3 protein-coding genes and 1 tRNA gene are annotated in these 3,287 nt (G+C 66.9%); 1 reads left to right on the top strand and 3 read right to left on the bottom strand.

Annotation, left to right across the window (positions count from 1 at the left end):
- Positions 1–2 precede the first annotated feature (2 nt).
- The 3 genes from OJI97_RS18975 to moaA form a co-directional block, all read right to left on the bottom strand.
- Positions 3–77 (bottom strand) — tRNA-Asn (locus OJI97_RS18975).
- 60 nt (positions 78–137) lie between these two features.
- Positions 138–908, bottom strand: coding sequence for an NAD kinase (locus OJI97_RS18970; RefSeq protein ID WP_297666111.1), 771 nt, complete (start codon positions 906–908; stop codon positions 138–140).
- A 33-nt stretch (positions 909–941) separates the two neighbouring features.
- Complete coding sequence (gene moaA, locus OJI97_RS18965) at positions 942–1,961, bottom strand: GTP 3',8-cyclase MoaA (protein ID WP_297666110.1); 1,020 nt, start codon at positions 1,959–1,961, stop codon at positions 942–944.
- Positions 1,962–2,021: 60 nt separating this feature from the next.
- Between moaA and OJI97_RS18960 the strand changes: the two genes are divergently transcribed.
- Positions 2,022–3,218: a GGDEF domain-containing phosphodiesterase gene (locus tag OJI97_RS18960; RefSeq protein ID WP_297666108.1), complete on the top strand. Its 1,197-nt coding sequence runs from the start codon at positions 2,022–2,024 to the stop codon at positions 3,216–3,218.
- The last annotated feature ends 69 nt before the right edge of the window (positions 3,219–3,287 follow it).

Below are 3,287 nucleotides of genomic sequence, written 5' to 3'. Positions count from 1 at the left end.
AATGGCTCCCCGGGTAGGATTCGAACCTACGACCGATCGATTAACAGTCGATTGCTCTACCGCTGAGCTACCGAGGAACACGCCGCCGAAGCGGGAAGGCGGTCCCTTTGCCGCCGGTCGCGGGATTAATCAAGCCCTCAAACGATAAATTGTTCCATTGCGATGCGTTCGTCCAGGCCCTGGTCGGGGTCGAACAGCAAGGTCAGCGGACGGCTGCGGTCGGTGGTGACGAGAACGGTCTTCACGTCGCGGATTTCGCGCTGGTCGGCGACGGCGCTGACCGGACGTTTCGCCGCCTCGCGGACGTTGAAGCGGATGCTCGTCGATTCGGGGACGAGCGCGCCGCGCCAGCGCCGCGGGCGGAAGGGGCTGATCGGGGTGAGCGCGAGCATTTCCGATTCGAGCGGCAGGATCGGGCCGTTGGCGCTGAGGTTGTAGGCGGTCGATCCGGCGGGGGTCGATACCAGCACGCCGTCGCACGCCAGTTCCTCCAGCATCGTCTTTTCGTTGATCATCACCTCGAGCTTCGCGGCCTGGCGCGTTTCGCGCAGCAGCGAAATCTCGTTGATCGCGGGCAGGATGTGGCGTTCGCCGCTGATCGTCGTGATGTCGCCGGACAGGGGATGGATCAGGAAGGGGCGCGCCGCCGATATGCGATCGAGCAGTCCCTCGACGCGGAACTCGTTCATCAGGAAGCCGATGGTGCCGCGGTTCATCCCGAACACCGGCAGGCTGCGCCGCTGGTCGAGCAGCTGGTGCAGCATGTGCAGCAGGAAGCCGTCGCCGCCGAGCGCGATCAGCATGTCGGCCTCGGCCAAGTCGACGAAGTCGTAGAGCGGGCGCAGTTCGGCCTCGGCCTCCAGCCCCGCGGGCGCGTTCGACGCCACCAGTGCGATCTTGCGTTGCATTCGGTCCCCGTGCCCCCATTCCTGGGCGACGTGTCAGCCGCCCGTTGCACTCATATGACGCGCGACCGCCGGTCTGGACTTTCGTTCGATATGAAAGTCGTGCGCGCGGGGTTTGCCAGCCAATGCGGCATCAATCAAGCCGTCGACGTCGCCCCCGTCACGCAGCGCTGCGCGCAGGTCGACATGGTCGTCCTGGCCGAGGCACATATAGATGCGCCCCTCGACGGTCAGGCGAATGCGGTTGCACGTCGCGCAGAAATTGTCGCTGAGCGGCGTGATCAGGCCGAGCGTGACCGGGCTGTCCTCGACCGCGAAATAGCGCGCGGGGCCGCCGGTGCGCTTGTCGATCGGAAAGATTCCGCGTTCGGCGCGGAGCGGGGCGACGAACTGGTGAAGCGGAACATAATGGTCGCTGCGATCCTCGGCGACCTCGCCGAGCGGCATCGTTTCGATCAGCGTCAGATCGAAACCGTTCGCGCCGCAATAAGCGAGCATCGGCAGCAACTGATCCTCGTTGAGCCCGGCGAGCGCGACCATGTTGATCTTGACCGCGAGACCCGCGTTCCGCGCCGCGTCGATCCCGCGCAGCGCGACCGCGAGGTCGCCGACGCGGGTGATGTGGCGGAAGGCCTCCGGATCGAGCGTGTCGAGGCTGACGTTGATTCGCCGCACCCCCGCCGCTGCCAGCATCGGTGCGTGCTCGGCAAGCCGCATCGCGTTGGTGGTCAGCGTCAGTTCGTCGAGCCCATGCCCGATCAGCGCACCGAGCCGCGACGCCAGTATGTCGATTCCGCGTCGCACCAGCGGTTCGCCGCCGGTCAGGCGGATGCGGCGGATGCCGCGCGCGACAAAGCGCGCCGCGAGATCGCCCATCTCCTCGATGCTCAGCACCGCCAACCGCGGCAGGAAGGTCATGTCCTCGGCCATGCAATAGCGGCAGCGCAGGTCGCAGCGGTCGGTGACCGACAGGCGCAGATACTCGATCCGGCGGCCCAGACCATCGGTCAAACGCGCGTCGGTGAGCGGGGCAGGTGGAGGCGAAAGCGTGGCCATCGGTGCGATTGTGATGCAAAAGGGAAGGGCTTGGCAAGAAAAGCCTGATAAGGGGGCGCGATGAATCGCGTACCCGACTCCGTGTCCGGCTGTGTCCGGATGCTCGAAGACCTGCATATCCGACACGAAACCGACGCCGGCGTCATGCTGGTGCAGGTCGACCAGATGGCGCGCATCAACAACAGCGCCGGAACCGCGGCGGGCGACGCCGTGCTCGACGAGATCGGGCGGCGGCTCGAAAATTTTGCGGGCGACGAGTTCGGGCATGGGAGTTGCGTCGAACGGCTCGACGGGCCGCGCTTTCTGATCGTGCCCGCGGTGCCGCTGTCGCTCGGCGCCCTGCGCGCGCAGGAACGGGCGCTGCACGTCGCGCTTGCCGAGCCGATGGTCGGCGATCCCAAAGGACGCCTCGCGATCCGAATCGCCGCCGCATTGATCGTGCGCGACGAACCGATCGTCGATCAGCTCCGCACCGCCGGCGACCAGCTTGCGCGTCCGGCCTCGGCGCGCGACGGCGCCATGGTGAGTTCGGCGCTGTCGCACGACGAGGTCGTGATCCACTATCAACCGCAATATGACGTCGCGAGCGGCGCGATGATCGGGGTCGAGGCGCTGCTTCGCTGGCAGCATCCCGAGCTGGGATTGCTCGGCGCCGGGCCGCTCGTCACCGCGGCGCGCGCGGCGCGGCTCGAACGCGAACTGACCGAGCATGCGCACCGCGTCGCGCTCGCCGAGATCGCGGGCTGGCCGCGCGCGCTCGCAAAACTGCGCGTGTCGCTCAACATCACCGCCGCCGACCTCAGCGATCCCGAATTCGCCGATCGCTTCGCGGCGATGGCGAAGCAGGCGGGGGTCGATCCCGACCGGCTGACCCTCGAACTCACCGAGCAGGCGATGCTCAGCGAACCGGCGAACGCGGCGGCGCAGCTTGCGCAGATCCGCGCGCTGGGCTCGGCGATCGCGATCGACGATTTCGGCACCGGCTATTCCAGCCTGTCGCTGCTCGCGCGGCTGCCGATCGACTATCTCAAGATCGACAGCGGCTTCACCCGCAGCCTCGACGGCAGCGACCGCGACCGTATCGTCGTGCGCGCGATCGTCGATCTCGCGCGCGCGCTCGGCTTGCTGGTGGTGGCCGAGGGGATCGAGAATGAGGCGCAGCTTGAACGGCTGAAGGAACTCGGGGTCGCGACCTGGCAGGGGTTCCTGAAATCGGGGCCGGTGCCGGGGGAGGAATTGGTCGGGTTGATGGAATAGCCATCGTCATTGCGAGCGAAGCGAAGCAATCCAGAGCAGGCGTAAACCGCCCTGGATTGCTTCGCTTCG

Origin of the sequence: Sphingopyxis sp., assembly GCF_025869345.1 — a bacterium.
Lineage (GTDB): Bacteria > Pseudomonadota > Alphaproteobacteria > Sphingomonadales > Sphingomonadaceae > Sphingopyxis.
This window is presented reverse-complemented; position numbering and strand designations above follow the sequence as displayed.